Genomic DNA, 15,612 nt, shown 5'->3' on the forward strand with positions numbered 1-15,612 from the left:
CGACTTAGCCCTTAATGGAGCCTATCATCACCCCTTTGACAAAATGCCTTTGCACAAAAGGATAAACAATCAGCATAGGAGCGGTGGCGACGACAATCAAGGAATATTTCAGCAAATCGGCAAGCCCCTGCCGGGCAATTAAATCCTCTTCGCTCGTGACCATACTGGGATCAATCTGATTCTGAATCAGGATCGTACGCAGCACGATCTGTATCGGGTATAGGCTGCGTTCCTTCAAATACAGTAAAGCGCTGAAGTACGTATTCCAATGACTGACTGCATAAAAAAGTGCAAGAACAGCAATAATCGGTCCCGATAAAGGGATTACGATCTTCCACAAAAACTTCCAATCCGTGCAGCCGTCTACCTGCGCCGCCTCAAGCATTTCACTTGGCAGCGTCGTTTGAAAATACGTTCTGGCGATAATCACATTGAACACGCTCAGTGCCGCCGGCAGCAGCATCGCCCAACGCGTATCGAGTATGCCTAAATCCTTGACCAGCAAATAATTCGGGATAATCCCTCCCGAGAACATAATCGTAAACACAAATATAAACATAATGGCATTACGCCCGATAAAGTCTTTGCGCGATAAAGGATAGGCTGCCGCAATAGTTAGAGCAACGTTGATTATCGTGCCAATTACTGTATAAAACAGCGAGTTACCAAACCCCGTCCAGATTGCTTTATATTCAAATACGGCCTTATAGCCTTTGATACCAGGTTCAACCGGCCACAGCCAGACCCTTCCCGAAATCACTGCATCCGTCGAGCTGAAAGAAGCGCTTACAATATAGACGAGCGGGTACAGCACAGCCAGAAAAAATAGGCTTAGTATGGTGTAATTGACAACATTAAACAACCTGTCAACGCCGGCTTCTTTCACTGTCGCATTCATTTTGTCGCCATCCTCCTTTCTACCACAGGCTGCTTTGACCCATTTTTTTGGCAAGGCGGTTCACGGTAAGCAGTAAAATCAGATTGATCACGTTTTTAAATAAACCGATTGCTGAAGAATAAGAGAAGTTCACGACTGTGGAGGCAAGCCCAACTTTGTATACGTAGGTGTCAATAATCTCAGAGGCTTGAAGATTTAGTGGATTTTGCATTAAAAACGCTTTTTCAAAACCGATTTCCAGCATGCGTCCGACTTCCAGGATTAGCAAAATCATCGCTATCGGTACAATTCCCGGCAAATCAATATGCCATACTCTTCGTAATTTGGTCGCACCGTCAACAACGGCTGCCTCATGCAGTGCAGGATCGATTCCCGCCAGGGCGGCCAAATAAATGATGCAGCTGAAGCCGACATTTTGCCAGACGCCTGACCATACATAAATACTTTTGAAGTATTCAGCCTGACCCAGCAAGTTAACAGAGCCAAAGCCCAAAGCTTTAAGCAGCTCGCTCACAAGCCCAATACGAGGGTCCAGCACCTGAAAAATAATACCAACCATAACAACCACTGAAATAAAATGCGGCGCATAGGTGACCATTTGGACCATTTTTTTGAATTTATCGTGCATCACATAGTTCAAACTTAAAGCCAGTATGATTGGAAAAGGAAAACCGGCAGCAAGCTGATAGAAGCTTAAACCGATTGTATTCCCCATAATAGTCCAAAACTCATAGGATTCAAAAAAGCGAACAAAATTATCCAAACCAATCCAGGGGCTTCCCCAGATTCCTTTCGTTGCTACGAAATTTTTAAAAGCAATTTGAGCCCCATACATCGGGACATATTTAAATATGACAATGTAGGCAAAAGGCAGTGCCATTAATACATATAGCTGCCATACCTTGGCCATATCCCTGATTACACTGCGACTTTTTCTTGTGTGCTTCACTGAAGACACCTCTTCAACACTTACCGATTCCACGGCCATTAGCTCACCTCCCCCAATTCACTGCCTGCTGCCTGAAGCCGAGGTGAAACCGAAACTATACAGTCCCACCCAGCCTTCCTCTTATAATCATTTACCGTTAAGCAGTGCTTGAGCAAGGATAACTTCGGCGATCTCCATCGTTTTCAACGCATCCTTGAAATTCGATGAGGGCTGTGTCCCTGCTTTCAAACAGTCAATAAATTCACGATGTTTGGCCTGAAACCCGCCATATTGAAACAGCTCCGTACCGCCGGCTTCTTCACGGGCATCGTATTCAATACCTGTAGTATCCCCGTCTGCATATAAGTACCCTTTGGTTTCATGCTCAGCCTCAACGCAAATATTAGGGGCATGCATTTCAACCGAAAATATTCTACGGCCGCTCGACCAGCTATTAATCAAATATCCGGTTGCACCCGTATCAAATTCAATGGTAGCTGAAATAAAGTTAATATCAGGAACACCTATACGTTTGGTGGTGCTCTCAATCTTGACCGCTTCGCCTCCACACATCCAGCGGATCGTATCGATTGAATGAACCGTATCATCCATCATTCGATCACGAGCCCCAAGAAACGGTTCGATCTCCGATTTATAAAATTTGCATACCGCATGGGTGATGGGGCCGCGCTTGAGACACTCCTCACGCAGCTTCATGACCATTGGAGAACTGCGTCTTTGAAAGCTTACTTGCGTAATGCAGTTATGCTGCTCTGCCGTATACACCAAAGCTCTAGCCTGATGGATTGTAATGCCGAGCGGCTTTTCTATATACAAATTCAAGCCCTGCCTCAAGCACCACATCCATACATCGTACATGATGTGCGGCTGCCCGATCGCATACACCGCATCCGGCTTAGTCTCTTCAATCATTACTTTGTAATCGGTATAACGATTCTCTATTCCGTACATATCGGCAGTTTTCTTGAGTGATTCCGGATATACATCACAAATCCCGACAATATCGACTTCTTCACGGAAAGAAGAGAGTGAAGGATAATGTACACTGTTAGCCATTCTCCCCGCTCCAATAAACACTACTTTTAGCTTGTCATTCATCTGTGCTTCCTCCCCTCAGGCAAATAATGACTTCGCATAGGCGATATCCTCTTTGATTAAACGATCTACATCGGCTTCATTCGTATATTCGGCACTTAAGCAGATCACTCCGCTGTAATTGCGTTTTTGAAGATAGGCTGCTGCACGAGGCCAGGAAGCGAGTCCTTGACGAGCCGAGGTAAAATATCTTTTCCATTCTGCCGATTCGGCTTCTGGTCCGCTCAACAGCTTATAATAAGCATTTTTAAAATTGACCATGCACAGATGCGACCATACGATATCGAGTCCAAATTCCGGCTGCTGTCCAGCTAGCGCATCATGCGCTGTATCCCAGATCGCCCCAACATGATCAGCGTTATAAGCTTCCAGCAAGTGAAGCAGACCCATGGAATCGATAACATTATTTCCGTAATGCTGCTGGCAGCCTATCTTCACCCCATACTTTTCACAAAGCGGCAGCAGCTTATCGATTTGCTCGCGCGCCAACTGCTCCGAAGCCAGATAACCTAGCTCATGCTTGATGACAGGCATCGTACGAATCATCGGTATACCAGCCTCTGCACACCCGGCAAACACACTTTCAGTCGGTTCACTCGCAATACTGAATATTTTCAAGCCATGATCAGCGAATTGTTTGACCAATTGAGGCAATTGATCCGCGTTAGCAGGTTCTAGCTGGTAGCCGTCACGCAGAGGAAATTCAATACCGTCAAAACCCAAATCACTTACAAATTTCCCAAGCTCCCAAACCGTTGCATCCTTCCAAGGCTTCGTAAATACAGAAAATGAGATCGAATCGATTGTCATATATGGCACTCCCTTTTCTTAGTAAGTTATTTTTATGAATAGCAGAACTTAAATTGATAACGCTTTCATTAGGTATATAACCATTTTATATTAAACTTCTCAATTACGTCAATAATTAAATTATGTTTAGATCAATCTGATATTAAGATGTAAATATTTGTTATATTGCAGTCAAATAAGCACATTATACTCTATATTTATTGCTTCTTTAGAAATTTTATAGAGTTCCCCATTTCATTATGTCTATTTTTAAACTTTAATAAATCCTGCTATTTAGACGGCTCTCGTAGTAATCCGGATTGTTGCCCAGCCTTTGCAGAACAGGCTCCGTGATTTCATTGAGACGCTGAATAGTTGCCTGCGACAGCTCATAGGACGCACCCTGAATATTCAATTCCAGCTGTTTGACATTACGCGAGCCTACTATTGTCGTACTGATTGCTTCGTTGGAAATGGCCCAGGCTAATGCAAGTGTGATGATAGGTGTGCCAAGCGAATGGGCCAGCAGACGAATTTCCTGAAGTGCCTGCTTGATCTCTGCTTCCGCCCCCGCCTCACCATGCCTTGTCCCTTCCCCTCTGCTATGGTGGAAATGGCGGGACCTGGCTTGCAGCGGTCTAAGCTCGTCCAGACTTGTGACTTTATCCGTCAGCAAGCCCTGCAGCAGCGGCATATAACCGATAACGCCAATCTCGTTCTGGATGCAATAGGGCAGTACGCTCTCCTCAATAGCTCGCGATAGCAGATTGTAGGCCATTTCATTAGCTACAACCTTAACACCTGCGTCCTGAACCTCCTTCATCTGCTTCACACCATGATTGCTGATGCCGATATGACGAATTTTCCCTTCCTTCTGCAAAGATTGAAGTGTTTCAAAAACTTCCTCAAGCTGCGGCGGATTCGCGATCAGAGCTGCATCCTGAGTGAAATGCTTAACGGATAGCGGACTAATCGGCCAATGAAGCATATACAGATCGATATAATCGGTTTGCAGCCGCTTCAAGCTTGCCTCACAATGAGCTCTCAGCACCGACGGCTGCGTATTCGAGGTACTGATTTTACTGCCGATAATCGCCTGAGACCGCCTGCCTTTGAGAGAAATCCCGAGTGCCAGCTCGCTTGCTCCATCGTTGTAAACCTCAGCCGTGTCAAAGTAGTTCACGCCCAGATCCAGCGCCTTGTGTACGACCTCGTCGACATCCTTCTGGCTTTGCTCCCCCCAATAGCTGCCGCCGCCATACTGCCAGCAGCCCATACCGAGCACACTAACTTCGATTCCCGAGGTACCTAAAACCCGTTTTTTCATGATTCCCCCTCCTTCATTATCGTACAGGCATGCATCCTCAATCTCTCACAACACCCTTTTTCAAAATCAGATTGCCTTTAAAAGACTTGTCACCTGTTGCGACAATAGCAAAAGCCTTAAGTGCCCGCTCATAAAAGGAGAAACGTTCCACATAACCAAAATCCGTGAATCGACTCTCATGAGGACGGATCAGACCGCGATACATTTCCCATACCTCAGGTGTCGGGTCGGCCGGCAGCAGGGACATCACAACCGCCGGATGCTCTGTCGCATGATCCAACGGGAACAAAGGAATGATCGCTTGAAGCAAATCCGGAATCGAATGCCCGTCACTGCGTATCAAACGCTTCGCGTGGGAGGCAGCAGGAAAATTTCCATCCGCCAAAATAATTTCGTCGCCGTGCCCCATTTCCATCAAGGTCTTCAAAAGCTCAGGTGATAGTATGGATGGGATCCCTCTTAGCATCTTGTAACCCCCAATTGCCATGACTTGTTTAACTTTCTGGAAGCGATTTCTAGATTATTCTAACATCGCGATTAACTTATGTAAAGATTTAAATTATCTTATTCTTTTTCGTTGAGATTATAGTCTTTTATGCTATAATTAGAACCAATGCTTCCCGTTTTTGAAATTTTACCGACAGAATATAAGATAGGGTGCTGTTATGAGCAACAATGAAATCAGAGATCAAAAGGGCAGTAAACTAACTATTCTACAAACACTGCGCATACAAGGCAGCATGTCGAGAATTGAACTTACCCGAATTACCGGATTGAGCCGGGCTACCATTTCCATTTCCATAGCCGAATTAATTGAAAACGATCTTGTGTGCGAAACCGACAATCGTTTATCCACCAAAGGCAGACCTGCTACAGCTTTGGAGCTGGTTCCGAATTCCAGAGTTATTATCGGGGCCGATCTCGATAACAAGACCTGGACGCTTGGCGCCTTCGATCTGCTTGGCAATGTGATCAAATCAATGAAAATTCCTCTGTATACTTTCGAGCCAGAAGAGACCTTCAAAGCCTTGGCCATAGAAATCTCAACCTTCGTCAAAAGTCTGGACAAGAGTCCTATTCCTTTGCTCGGCTTGGGGGTTCCCGGCCTGGTTGATGCCAACCACCGCATGATCCGCAGTGCCGCTGATCTGGAATGGAATCAAGTTGATGTGGCTGGCATTATGGAAAAAGAAATTGGTTGGCCGACGGTCGTCGTGAACCGTCACCGGGCAAGGGGATTAACGGAATGCCGCTACGGTGCAGGGCTTTCCTACAACAATATGATTTATATCGGGGTTGGCATGGGCATCGCAGCTGGATTATATATTAATCGTCAGCTGCTATCAGGCTCACTTGGCGGCGCCGGCGAAATCGGTCATACCACCATAGAGCCATCAGGTCCACTCTGTCCCTGCGGCAATCACGGCTGTCTTCAGGTACTCGCTGCTGGCCCTGCCATTGAACAGGAATTTCGCAAGCTGGTCCGTTCTTCCGAGCAGGAGCTTGTGTATCCTTATCAAAATATGGACCTTCAATTTCTGAAAATGCATGATGTATGCGCGGCTGCTGAGGATGATGACAAGCTGGCTGTTCAGGTTATTAGCAATGCCGCTTCATACCTGGGAATTGCCATGGCCAACCTGCTGAATACGTTTAATCCCGAGGCTATCATTCTGGGCGGCACGATACCGAACGCCAGTACGCTGTTTGTAGAAACAGCCACCAGAGTCATGCGCCAACGGGCTATGCGTCCGCTATCTGCTGACACCATAGTCAAAACCTCCGTGTTCAAGGATATCGGTGGCGCATTGGGTGCAGCTAATTTCGCTTTTGACAAAAATATTTCCATTTCAATTTTTAATTAAGCACAAATAAACCAGCAAGCCATGGGCAGCTTTTGGGCCTGCACACTGGCTTGCTGGTTTAAATCATCCTTTTAAAGCCCCGACCATAACACCTTTCACAAAATACTTCTGAAGGAAAGGATACAGCGCAAGAATAGGGATCGTCGACACCATGATGGTAGCATATTTGATGGTTTCTGCCACATTCTGGGCTTCATTGATTGCGACATTATTACCCATCATCATTTCCATATTATTGTCAATCAGAATGTTTCTTAACACCAATTGCAACGGAAACAATTCTTTGTTACGCAAAAATATATTCGCCTGAAACCAGCTGTTCCAATGCTGAACCCCATAAAAAAGAATCATAACGGCTACTACAGGTATCGCGAGCGGCAAATAGACTCTGAACAAAATAGTGATATGGCCCGCACCGTCCATAACAGCCGATTCTTCCATATCACGGGGGATACTCATAAAGTACGTTCTCATTAATATGAGATTAAAGGTGTTGATCGCACTAGGTAAAATTAATGCCCATAACGTATCGTGCAGCTCCAAACTGCGAACCGTCAAGTAGAACGGGATAAGCCCTCCATTAAAAAACATCGTGAAAACGATAAAAAACATGATCCCATTCTTCCACATGATATTTTCTCTGGATAGGAAATAAGCGCCGAGCGAGGTCAGTATCAAATTGATGGTCACACCTACAACAACAATAAACAGTGTATTTCTATAGCCCATTATAATATTCGGGTTTCTGAAAACAGCATCATAAGCGGAGAAAGTAAAGCCTTCTGGCCAGAATAACAGGCCGTCATGGGCAATAAACTGGTTTCCGTTGCTGAAAGAGGCCGCGACAATATATATAAAAGGGTATAGCGTTACCATGATCAATAGCAGCATGATGACGACATTGAGGATGTCAAATATTTTCTCTCCCAACGATGTCTTATTCATGAATAATCCCCTTCCCTACCATAGGCTGTTACCGCTCGTTTTTTTGCTAAGATAATTCGCTAGAATCAACAAAATGAAATTAATTACCGAATTAAACAAGCCAACCGCCGTACTGAGACTGTAGTTGAACTCTATAATCCCCTTGCGATACACGTAGGAAGAAATCACATCTGCGGTTTCGAACGTTGCAGGGTTATACAATAAAATGATTTTTTCAAATCCGACGTCCATCATATGCCCCAATTTCAGAATAAGCAATATAAGAATGACGGGTCGAATACCCGGTAAGGTGATATGCCAAATTTGCCTCCATTTGTTGGCTCCATCGATTTTGGCAGCTTCATATTGCTGCTGATCAATACCGGTGATAGCTGCAAGATAGATGATTGTACCCCAACCTACACTTTGCCAGATCTCACTCGTTATATAGATCGTCCGGAAATAACTGGCTTTCTGCAAAAAGGCGGTTCGGTCTCCTCCAAATGCTGCGATGACATCGTTAATTAACCCGTCGGAAAGAGTAAAGTCGCGAATAATACCCGCAACCACAACCATAGTAATAAAATGTGGCATGTAGGTGATCGATTGCGTAATTCTTTTAAACACCTGACTTTTCAACTCATTAAATAAAAGGGCCAATATGATCGGAGCAGGAAAACCGATAATCAAGCTGTAGAAACTGATCATGATCGTGTTTTTTACGACTCTCGTGAAATAGATACTATTAAAAAACTCTCTGAACTTGGCGAAACCAACCCACGGGCTGTCGAAAATGCCCTTGGCCGGAACATATTCCTTAAAAGCAATAATCGCACCGTACATAGGCACATAAGAAAACACAATGTAAAAGATAACCACAGGAAGCACCAAAAAGTATACCGCTTTATTACGGATAAAGTCTTTGCGTGCTCTGGCTAAGAATGCTGTTTTCTTGTTGATAGCACTCGTTGCCGCCTGAATGGAAGATGAATTCATAGAGTAATCTCCTTGTATCCGTTTTTTAAGCTAATTAATACCGCGCAAAGCGTCCAAGGACAGGGAGATTTAAGGTCAAATCTCCCCTTGGCAGCTTATCTCTTTTTGTAGCGGTCATACGCAGCTTGCTTCAGTTTAATGGCTTTTTCAATTCCCATTTTCTTTAATGTGTTCACATTATCATCAAAGGTATCGATCGATATCGTACCGAGAATATATTTGATTTCCGTTTCCAATACGTAAGCGTTGATATCAGCCATAATTTGCGCGATTTCATTTGACTCCTCTGTGGTATGAGTGATTGGTGGAATAGCATATTTTTCAGCGTCTGTATCTCTCCATTTGGCAATGGCTGCAATCCACTTTTCCCCCCTTGACGATTCGGTATCTCTTTGAATTTGCGGGAAATTTGTATTTTTACCGTACACTTGCCTTGCCTGATCCACAGTCAATTTATCCGGATTCTTTAAGATTAGATCCGTATATTTCACTTTTCCATTTTCCATCGTATAACTGACACCCTCAGTACCGTAGGTTACGAGTGTTGATCCTTCTTTGGAATAGAAATAATCCAGCCATTTGGCAGCAGCCTCCACATTCTTGCTCTTGGCCGAAATCGCACCGGAATTACCACCCGGATAGGCATTCTCAAGATGGCCGAACTTAGATTTCACTCCTTTTTGAAGAGACGGGTACGTAATGCCCATGTAATTGGCTTGGGGTAGACTTTCCCGAGTTGCGTTATGGTACTGGTCGGTACGGCTTCCTAATTGAATAGTAACTCCGCTTCCCCCTGTCATCATCTTCCGATCCACGGTATTCGAGTCTATAGAAGCAAAATCCTTATCAAGCAAGCCCTCCACGTACCATTTGCGAAGTAATATCATAAAATCCTTGTACTTAGGCTGCATGTTTCCGAACACAATTTTTTCATTCTCCAGATAAAAGCCGTTCATAACCCCATAAGCACCAGAAAATGCTCCTGTTGAGAAAAAGCGGGATGCCAAAAAGGTTAGCGGTGCCGCTGCGTTCTTCTTTTCCTTGAATGCCTTCAGAACGGTATACCATTCATCAATCGTCTCTGGTACAGGCAATCCCAATTCATCCAGCCAGTCTTTACGGATAATCGGACCTACATAGGTTTTATCAAATTCGGATCGAATAAAAGGAAATGCATAATAGTCCCCTTCGTCCGTCCTTATATCCTTAGCAATTTGCGGATTTTCCTGCAATACCTTCTTAAAGTTAGGCGCATACTTGTCGATAACATCATTCAGTCTTAATATGTACCCTTGATCGATTGCCCTCTTGGGCCCACCCGGAAAATTAAGCCAATTGTTCATCCAAACGTCCGGCAAGTCATTCGATGCCAGAACAAGATTAAACTCCTGGGTATTCATACCGGCCCCACCTAAAAATTTGGTCTTGATTCCTGTCCTTTTCTCCAACTCTTCAAAAAAATGATTGGGGGGCGTTAATTCAACAGCTGCCTTGTCCTCTCCCATTCTTGTTAGGGTTACGTCTACCGGCTTTGTAGTTGTAGGCTTAGCAGGAGCAGCGTCGGGTGCTTTAACAGCTGTACACCCTGCAGTAAGAAGAAGAGCAGCCATAATGGCAAGAAATTGTTTGTTATTTTTCATGTGACCTCCTTGATTATTGTTGAGTTTGGGATCCCAATTACAATATAGTAAGCGCATTCAATTATATCAATCAGCATTAAAAAAGGAGTTGTCAAAAACCAAAAAAAGGTAATCGACGATTTGAAATTAATTGTTCAATTGTTAAAAAACCCCATGGTTTACCATGAGGCACATGAAATAAATATACGGACAGACCTTATTGCCCATTAAATTGATACTTTCCTGGTGTGATGCCCTCGTATTTTTTAAACACCTTGATAAAGGTACTGCTGCTCGTGAAACCTGTACTTCGTGCAGTGTCTTCAATGCTCTCACCCTTAAGGAGCAGCTGCTTGGCATGTTCAATCCTCGTTTGACAAATAAATTCATGTAATCCCTGGCCCCTCTGCTCCTTGAAGAGCCTCGACAAGTATTGTGGGGTCATCGAAAAGTGCTCGCCGAGCAAAGACACACTCAGATTCGGGTCATGATAATTCTCTTGAACAAATTCAGTCACATGCTCATTCTTTACAAGGTTCGAAATACTTTTGTTTTTACTTTCTATGTGTTGACAAACATAATTAAATATTTCAAGCATCTGATACTCAATCTCAAATTTCGTATTGCATTTAAGCAGTCGGCGGAATGGTCGCAATTCTTCCCAAACCGAACCATGATGCTGATCCTGGATCAGCTTCATCATCGTGCTCACCAAATCGATCATAATGCATTTTAGCATTTCGATTGAAGTATTTCCTTGGTTGAAGCTGCTCTGGATCACCCCCGTTACCAGCTCACGTGCCTGGATAAATTCACAGCTTTTGAGCAGATTGATCAGTATGAGCTCTTGGTTGACTGTGTAATAATAATCCTTGTTGGTGTGTTTCAAATCACCATACCAGACAACCTTTTCATCACCAAGCAGCATTAAATATTCGAGCGCCTCCAAGGCTTGCATAAAGGCCTGATGTATGCCTCCCATTCCTCTTTGCAATCCACTTATCGTTGTCGCAAATTGAAAATTGTACCTTTTCTCTATAAATTCTCTGGCCTCTTTCAATTCCGCCTCTAAGTCATCCTTCCAATCATCGAAGCCCGCTGGTTGTATATTCAATACAGCTGCAAGCGTTCCGTCCATATCTGTGAAATGGAGAGTATGCTTAGCTCCAATCAGCTCGGTAACCACATTGGAAATGATAAACTGCAGCAATTGAAACTCGTTGGAAACCCCCTTGTCACTTTCAAGATGAAAGAGCATAACAAGAAAATAATCGGAAGACCACAATATATGATAGGCTTTGGAAGCCTCCTCCAGAGATTGTTCCTTTTCAATATGGCCTTTCATCAATCGGTGTAAAAAGTAATTCCGCAGCAGCTTAATATGCTGAACCTGTTTGTGATTGCTATCATCTCTTTCCTGAATGGTTTTAATAAAATGCTGACGGATCAATTCAAATTCGTCTTGCTCTTTCTCTACAGGGGCAAAAGCTTTCCCTGTTACAAATCTGACAAGCTCCTGAATCGGATTATAGTTCTTTCTGGCAAATACCAGGATCATCACGCCGCCAATGATAAAACATATGAACAAACCAAGCAGATTCAAATTTCGTATATGCTCTGCTCTTTCCCAAAACACCTCCGCAGGAATCATACTCACATATTTCCAATCCACCACACTCGACGAAGCGTGGGAAATCATTACCTTGTGTCCCTGAACGTTCTCGAAAAAGGGCTCGTCCTTCTTCAGTTCCATTTCGCTGTAATGTATAGATAAAGGAAGCCCGGCATCCTTGGTATGAAAAACGATCTGATCATTTTTATCGAGAATTAGCACTTGACCATATTGAATCCAATCCATATTTTTTAGAATTTTTTCTATTTTGTTGTTGTTCAAAGTGATGACAAGTGTACCTAACGGCTGGTTGCTGTTATCAATCGGTAGTGACTGCACAAGCGCGGCGGTTTCGTTCAAAAGACCGTTGTCACGCGTAGGAAGGACCCGGTATTCTTTAATATAAGTACTTCTAGCGAATTTCTGCCAATCCTTAAAGGTAAAGATAGCGCTTTCATAATACATTTGATAAAAATGACTTTCTTCCACGAAGGTATCCGGTGTCAGCACCATATTCATACTTTTCGAGTATACAAAAATATCTTTAATAAAATCATTGTATAGCAAGTATTTATGGATTTCTTGTTTGGTTTTATAAATTTGAAAGGGATCCTTTTGTTGATCTACGTCCAGGTATTTTCTGATATCCGTATTAATGGACATTTGATTGCCAAGCTGTTCTGTCTGCAGCAGCCCGCTATCCACGATAAATTTAACCTGATTAAGCAAAGCCTTATTAGCCCGTTTAATCTCATACTCCACAATGCTCCCTGTTTGTACATATATAAGAGCGCTGATCAGTATCGGAATGAATAAAATCACACCATACGAGATTTTCCATTTGAACGCGACACTATTTTTGAAATGCATGCGCAGCATGACCGGGTCCCCCCACCGCCTAAATTGAATTCATTTTCCCATCAAACGCAAGCTGACTGCGTAAACGTATAATGGCCTAGTGGATTCTGTTGGATTTATTATAGAGGAAGGAGCTATGAAATGCACACAATATAATCATAAGTAATCACTCTGTTCCCTTGCAATCATCTTGCCACATAAAAAAACACAGAGAGACGAACATTCGCGTATCTCCGTGTTTTTGCACAATCTGATTCATTTCGTCTTATTCACAAGGGTATCAAAATGGAGTTTAGCGGTTATCCAGCAATAAGCTTAATACCAGCCAATATAATCCCGATCAAAAATCCACAAATGGCTCCATTAACTCGAATCCATTGCAAATCGCCGCCAATTTTATCCTCCATCAGCGTAATCAGCGTCTTATCGTCAAAACGATCAATGTTTTCACGAATCAGCGTACCGATTTTATGGTGATTCGCCTCGATCCAACGGGCAATCTGCTCACGCAAGCCGCTTTCGAGCCGATCCAGCAGCTCCTCGTTGTCACAAACTTGATTAACCAGCTTGTTCACCACCGGTATCACATAGGCTTCTACATAATCCTCACGGTTCACAAATTCCAATGCTTGAGCCTGCAAACGCTGCAGCATCTCCAGCAGCTTCTCCTCAAGCTTCCATTCATCCAGCAGCTGTGTCTTCCAGTGATCCATTTCGATCGCCAGCTTATACTGGTTGCCCGGATTATCCAGCCAGCTGTGTATGGCACGCATGACCGCTTTACGGTTAGGATTATTAACGGATCGCAATCCATCCAGCCCATTCAGCATGAACTGCTGGATCAAACCGCCGAGCTTCTCATCATTGAAAAATCCGGCAAAAGCGTTAAGCGCAAACTGCATCATCCCGCCCGCATTCAGATTTTGCAGCGCCTGAGAAGCCATTGCACCCATTCGATCGCGTATTTCCGGTTTCATAATTAACTGTTCAGCCGTATTCAGCGCAAAATCGAATACCTTCTCATCGTAGCCCCTGGTGTAAACCTGTTGAAGTCCTTGTTTGAGCAGATCCTGCAAATCCAGTGCATCAATCATATGCCTGACTTCTCGTTCGCCTAATGCGGCAAGCTTTTCAAGTGGCAGCTGACGAATGGCATATTCACTTAGCGTGACCACACCAGTCTTAGCCGAATTTGTACTGAGCTGCCCTGCTGCGCCCTGCAAAATTTTGGATACCAACGGGATTTGAGCCAGCTTGTCCGTAATGCTTTGCTTGCTTAGTAAATCCTCCTGAATGGTGTTGACCAACGCTCTGGACACCTTTTCCCGATTTTTGGGCAGTAAGGCCGTATGTGGAATCGGTATGCCGAGCGGATGCCTGAACAGCGCTGTCACTGCAAACCAGTCTGCCAGTCCCCCTACAAGCCCCGCTTCAAATCCGCTTTGTAAAAACCGAACCCATATCGGACCTTCGACAAATAAGGTTCCAATAAATCCTGCCGCCATAACAACAAGCGACACCGTTGCTGTATATCTCGAATTGCTTCCCATCCTTATTGTCACCTTCCTTCATGTCAGCACCTGTCTATTTAAGCAACATTATACCATTCTCCTGTTCCCGGTGAAAATCGCCACTCTTATTGGCTATTTGGCTGTACTGGAAATGGAGGATGTCATGCCATATTTTTTACCCAATTGCTGTCCAAACAAAGCAGCGAGGATTTGCTGAAACAGCATACCGGCGATAACCGGCAGGGCGACAGGAGGTGGGAAGAAGCTGATCGCAAGCACCGCGCCTGCACTTAAATTGCGCATCCCTGAATTTATCGTAAGCGCTATGGTCACTTCACGGTCCCATTTCATCCAATGAGACACCAGCCAGCCCGCGATATAACCAAAAGCCGCAAGCACAAAGGCTACGATGATGATTTCCAGCAGCTTCATATTAAACTGCTTCAAATAGGGAGCTACCACCGAGCTATTGATCGAAACGACAATAAACAGCCCGATTTTGGAAAAAGGAGCAAGCTTTGGACCGAGCATCGGTTTGATTTTGCCCTTCGTTAATTGATTGAGCAGCATTCCGATAATAGAAGGGACAACAACCATCCAGAGCAGCCCGCCCATAATATCCAGCGGCTCCATATGAACCTTGGCTCCTACAATCCAGGAAAGACTCAGCGGAACGATAATTGGAGACAGCAGCGTATCCAACAGGATGAGTGCAAGCGTAAGCGCGATATTTCCTCCATAAATTGTGACCCAGACGAGACTCACGACTCCGGTTGGAATGACGAATAACAGCACAAATCCCGTCTGTGTCAAATCATCACCCGGAAAAAAGTAGGCCCCGGCGGCCCAGCCTAATATAGGCATGACCAAATGCAATATAAGTAGATTAGCCACAATCGGCAGTGGAAGCATCATTACCCGGCCCAAATCCTTGAAATTGGAGCCAATGCTGCCAGCAAACGTCATTGCGGCAAAAATCCACGGCACCAAAAAACTGAACGAGTGCAGCCATGCGGCACCCAAGAGACCCACGAGCACACCTGTTGGTGTAAGAAACGGCATACATTTTTCTAATATTTTGTTTAGTCGGTTTAGCATACTCCAGCCCTCTTCTGCTTTTAAATGAACAACATTTAATGAATTATCGTTACATTGTAGCATAATCACGC

General features: G+C 44.2%; 13 protein-coding genes. 1 reads left to right on the forward strand and 12 read right to left on the reverse strand.

Translation table 11 applies throughout. From position 1 onward, the window contains the following. Positions 1–4: 4 nt before the first annotated feature. The 6 genes from NST47_RS25410 to NST47_RS25435 form a co-directional block, all read right to left on the reverse strand. Entirely contained in the window at positions 5–898 is an 894-nt protein-coding gene (locus NST47_RS25410) for a carbohydrate ABC transporter permease (RefSeq protein ID WP_341157622.1), read from the reverse strand. Between the two features lie 19 nt (positions 899–917). Next, the gene (locus tag NST47_RS25415; RefSeq protein WP_341157623.1) at positions 918–1,886 is read right to left on the reverse strand and encodes an ABC transporter permease; all 969 of its coding nucleotides are present in this window, start codon (positions 1,884–1,886) and stop codon (positions 918–920) included. Between the two features lie 87 nt (positions 1,887–1,973). Continuing rightward, entirely contained in the window at positions 1,974–2,945 is a 972-nt protein-coding gene (locus tag NST47_RS25420) for a Gfo/Idh/MocA family protein (RefSeq protein ID WP_341157624.1), read from the reverse strand. A gap of 15 nt (positions 2,946–2,960) precedes the next feature. Further along, positions 2,961–3,752, reverse strand: coding sequence for a sugar phosphate isomerase/epimerase family protein (locus tag NST47_RS25425; RefSeq protein ID WP_341157625.1), 792 nt, complete (start codon positions 3,750–3,752; stop codon positions 2,961–2,963). A gap of 256 nt (positions 3,753–4,008) precedes the next feature. Then, positions 4,009–5,058, reverse strand: coding sequence for an aldo/keto reductase (locus NST47_RS25430; RefSeq protein WP_341157626.1), 1,050 nt, complete (start codon positions 5,056–5,058; stop codon positions 4,009–4,011). 37 nt (positions 5,059–5,095) lie between these two features. After that, positions 5,096–5,524, reverse strand: coding sequence for an RbsD/FucU family protein (locus NST47_RS25435; RefSeq protein ID WP_341157627.1), 429 nt, complete (start codon positions 5,522–5,524; stop codon positions 5,096–5,098). Positions 5,525–5,723: 199 nt separating this feature from the next. On the opposite strand from NST47_RS25435, the gene NST47_RS25440 reads away from it, so the two are divergent. Next, on the forward strand, positions 5,724–6,923 hold the full coding sequence (locus tag NST47_RS25440) for an ROK family protein (RefSeq protein ID WP_341157628.1): 1,200 nt from the start codon (positions 5,724–5,726) through the stop codon (positions 6,921–6,923). Between the two features lie 63 nt (positions 6,924–6,986). On the opposite strand, the gene NST47_RS25445 is transcribed toward NST47_RS25440, so the two are convergent. The 6 genes from NST47_RS25445 to NST47_RS25470 form a co-directional block, all read right to left on the reverse strand. Beyond that, a complete protein-coding gene (locus NST47_RS25445) occupies positions 6,987–7,868 on the reverse strand; it encodes a carbohydrate ABC transporter permease (RefSeq protein WP_341157629.1) in 882 nt (293 codons plus the stop codon). 15 nt (positions 7,869–7,883) lie between these two features. Next, positions 7,884–8,843: an ABC transporter permease gene (locus NST47_RS25450; RefSeq protein ID WP_341157630.1), complete on the reverse strand. Its 960-nt coding sequence runs from the start codon at positions 8,841–8,843 to the stop codon at positions 7,884–7,886. A gap of 95 nt (positions 8,844–8,938) precedes the next feature. Continuing rightward, a complete protein-coding gene (locus tag NST47_RS25455) occupies positions 8,939–10,483 on the reverse strand; it encodes an extracellular solute-binding protein (protein WP_341157631.1) in 1,545 nt (514 codons plus the stop codon). A 196-nt stretch (positions 10,484–10,679) separates the two neighbouring features. Then, positions 10,680–12,953, reverse strand: coding sequence for an AraC family transcriptional regulator (locus tag NST47_RS25460; protein ID WP_341157632.1), 2,274 nt, complete (start codon positions 12,951–12,953; stop codon positions 10,680–10,682). 278 nt (positions 12,954–13,231) lie between these two features. Next, positions 13,232–14,482 carry a DUF445 domain-containing protein gene (locus tag NST47_RS25465; protein WP_341157633.1) on the reverse strand — a complete coding sequence of 417 codons (1,251 nt, stop codon included), beginning with the start codon at positions 14,480–14,482 and terminating at the stop codon, positions 13,232–13,234. Positions 14,483–14,575: 93 nt separating this feature from the next. Next, positions 14,576–15,541 carry a bile acid:sodium symporter family protein gene (locus NST47_RS25470; protein WP_076236962.1) on the reverse strand — a complete coding sequence of 322 codons (966 nt, stop codon included), beginning with the start codon at positions 15,539–15,541 and terminating at the stop codon, positions 14,576–14,578. Positions 15,542–15,612 lie beyond the last annotated feature (71 nt).

It is taken from the genome of Paenibacillus sp. FSL H8-0034 (assembly GCF_038000305.1).
Lineage (GTDB): Bacteria > Bacillota > Bacilli > Paenibacillales > NBRC-103111 > Paenibacillus_S.

Coding starts and splice junctions, on each gene's coding strand:
- NST47_RS25410 (WP_341157622.1), bottom strand. CDS start 898: ATGAATGCGACAGTGAAAGAAGCCGGCGTTGACAGGTTGTTTAATGTT.
- NST47_RS25415 (WP_341157623.1), bottom strand. CDS start 1,886: ATGGCCGTGGAATCGGTAAGTGTTGAAGAGGTGTCTTCAGTGAAGCAC.
- NST47_RS25420 (WP_341157624.1), bottom strand. CDS start 2,945: ATGAATGACAAGCTAAAAGTAGTGTTTATTGGAGCGGGGAGAATGGCT.
- NST47_RS25425 (WP_341157625.1), bottom strand. CDS start 3,752: ATGACAATCGATTCGATCTCATTTTCTGTATTTACGAAGCCTTGGAAG.
- NST47_RS25430 (WP_341157626.1), bottom strand. CDS start 5,058: ATGAAAAAACGGGTTTTAGGTACCTCGGGAATCGAAGTTAGTGTGCTC.
- NST47_RS25435 (WP_341157627.1), bottom strand. CDS start 5,524: ATGCTAAGAGGGATCCCATCCATACTATCACCTGAGCTTTTGAAGACC.
- NST47_RS25440 (WP_341157628.1), top strand. CDS start 5,724: ATGAGCAACAATGAAATCAGAGATCAAAAGGGCAGTAAACTAACTATT.
- NST47_RS25445 (WP_341157629.1), bottom strand. CDS start 7,868: ATGAATAAGACATCGTTGGGAGAGAAAATATTTGACATCCTCAATGTC.
- NST47_RS25450 (WP_341157630.1), bottom strand. CDS start 8,843: ATGAATTCATCTTCCATTCAGGCGGCAACGAGTGCTATCAACAAGAAA.
- NST47_RS25455 (WP_341157631.1), bottom strand. CDS start 10,483: ATGAAAAATAACAAACAATTTCTTGCCATTATGGCTGCTCTTCTTCTT.
- NST47_RS25460 (WP_341157632.1), bottom strand. CDS start 12,953: ATGCTGCGCATGCATTTCAAAAATAGTGTCGCGTTCAAATGGAAAATC.
- NST47_RS25465 (WP_341157633.1), bottom strand. CDS start 14,482: ATGGGAAGCAATTCGAGATATACAGCAACGGTGTCGCTTGTTGTTATG.
- NST47_RS25470 (WP_076236962.1), bottom strand. CDS start 15,541: ATGCTAAACCGACTAAACAAAATATTAGAAAAATGTATGCCGTTTCTT.